The following is a 2,011-nucleotide window of genomic DNA, read 5'->3' as shown; positions in this document are numbered from 1 at the left end:
GGCACCATGCCGCCTCCACCCCCCAACTCCCGGGTTGACGAGGGTTGTTCGACTACGTCACGCTCGACGGACCGCCGGGCGGGCGGCCGGACGTGCCGCGCGTGTCGTACGCCGCGCGCCGCCCGACGCCCCGGCCCGGATGTCCACCGTGCACCCGTGTGGAGGTACCGCCATGTCCAAGCGCCGTCTCGCCGTCCCCGGAGCCGCCGTCGCCGCTCTGACCCTCGCCGCCCTGCTCCTCCCGGCCAGCGGCGCCCACGCCGCGCCGCCCGCCGACTCGTGCACCCAGAACTGGAGCATCAGCTCCGGCGAGGGCTACGCGAACGGCAAGTGGTGCAACTACAACACCAAGGTCGTCGGCACGGTGCACGACACCAAGGCGGACGGCCGCTGTCCGTACGTGCGCGGCAACCTCTCCAACGGCGGCCGCGTCGACAGCGACTGGGCCGGCGGCAAGGGCAAGTCCCGCGCCATCACCCTCTACGCCCCCTCGGGCACCCACTTCACCAGCGTCACCATGCGCTCCATCGGCTGCTGACGCCGACGCCGGGCGGGCGGGTGTCACCGGAAGCCTCCTCGGGGTTCCCTCAGGGATGGTGATACGCCGTCGGAAGCAGGCTCCCGGCCGCCTCTCCTCCTGCGCACCGACGACCGCCCCGGGCTCCGCGTGATGCCCTGGACGGGACCACGGTCGCCGCGCCGCCCGGACCGCACCCGGGAGTTCCGGCGGCGGCCGCGGCCGCGAGAGGAGAGGCCTCGTGAACCCGCCCGCCCAGCACCGTACCCGCAGCCGTACCCGTACCCGTACCTGCACCCGCCCGCCCGGCCTCGGCGCGTCAGCCGTTGCCACGGCCGTCGCCATCGCCGTCGCACTCGGCACGGCCGCCCTCCCGGCGTCCGCCCACGCCGCGCCGGCCCGCCCGAACCCCGTCCAGCAGCGCCTCGACGCGCTCGTCGCCCAGGACGGCGTGCCGGGCGCACTGGCCGCGGTCCGCGACCGCGACGGCCGGACCCGGAACCACACCGCAGGGGTCGGCGACCTCAAGACCGGAGCGCGGGTGCCCGTCGACGGCCAGATCCGGGTGGGCAGCAACACCAAGTCGTTCACCGCCACCGTCGTCCTGCAGCTCGTGGCCGAGGGCAAGGTCGACCTGGACGCCCCCCTCGACACCTACCTGCCCGGGGTCGTCCGCGGCACGGCCGGCCGGGCCCCCGCCGACGGACGGATCATCACCGTCCGTCAGATCCTCCAGCACACCAGCGGCCTGCCCGAGTACACCGCGCTGCTGGGAGACCAGGAGGCCACCCGGTACTACGAGCCGCGCGAGCTGCTCGACCTCGCGCTCGGCCAGGCCCCCGACTTCGCCCCCGGCACCGGCTGGAAGTACAGCAACACCGGGTACGTCGTGGCCGGCCTGATCATCCAGAAGGTCACCGGCCGACCCGCCGGCGAGGAGATCACCCGGCGCGTGATCGACCGCATCGGCCTGCGCCACACCTACTTCCCGGTCCAGGGCGACATGTCCGTCCACGAAGGCCACCCGCACGGCTACCTCACCGAACAGCCCGGCAGCGCCCCGCTGGACGTCACCGAGGAGGACCCCTCCTGGGCCTGGACCGCCGGAGCGCTGGTCTCCACCAACACCGACCTCAACCGCTTCTACCTCGCCCTCCTCGGCGGCGAACTGCTGCCCCCGGCGCAGCTCGCCCAGATGCGCACCACCGTCCCCGCCGAGTACATGGGCCCGGGCGCCCGGTACGGGCTGGGCATCGTCGGCCGCCCGCTGTCCTGCGGCGGCCTGTACTGGGGCCACGGCGGCTCCATCCCGGGCTACGTCACCCGCGGCGGCGCCACCGAGGACGGTCGCGCCGCCGACGTCGCGGTGACCACCACCCCGTCACCCGACGTCAAGCAGCGCGTGGCCGACGCGGTCGACGCCGCCCTCTGCAGCTGACCCGGGCCCGCCGCGCCGCGGACGGAATGGCGTCGGCCCCCTCCGGATTCGGAGGG

Annotated in this window: 2 protein-coding genes; both read left to right on the top strand. The window is 74.7% G+C overall.

All coding sequences use genetic code 11. The features are described 5' to 3' along the window. Window positions 1-172 precede the first annotated feature (172 nt). Window positions 173-538, top strand: a complete 366-nt coding sequence (locus tag ACIQOV_RS39200) for a hypothetical protein (protein WP_401055645.1) — start codon at window positions 173-175, stop codon at window positions 536-538. 220 nt (window positions 539-758) lie between these two features. Next, window positions 759-1,955 (top strand): serine hydrolase domain-containing protein, encoded by a 1,197-nt coding sequence (locus ACIQOV_RS39195; RefSeq protein ID WP_401055643.1) that lies wholly within the window; start codon window positions 759-761, stop codon window positions 1,953-1,955. The last annotated feature ends 56 nt before the right edge of the window (window positions 1,956-2,011 follow it).

Source organism: Kitasatospora sp. NPDC091257 (assembly GCF_044757675.1).
GTDB lineage: Bacteria > Actinomycetota > Actinomycetes > Streptomycetales > Streptomycetaceae > Kitasatospora > Kitasatospora lactacystinica.
Note: the sequence above shows the minus strand (reverse complement) of the source record. Positions and strands in the feature narration are given on the sequence as shown.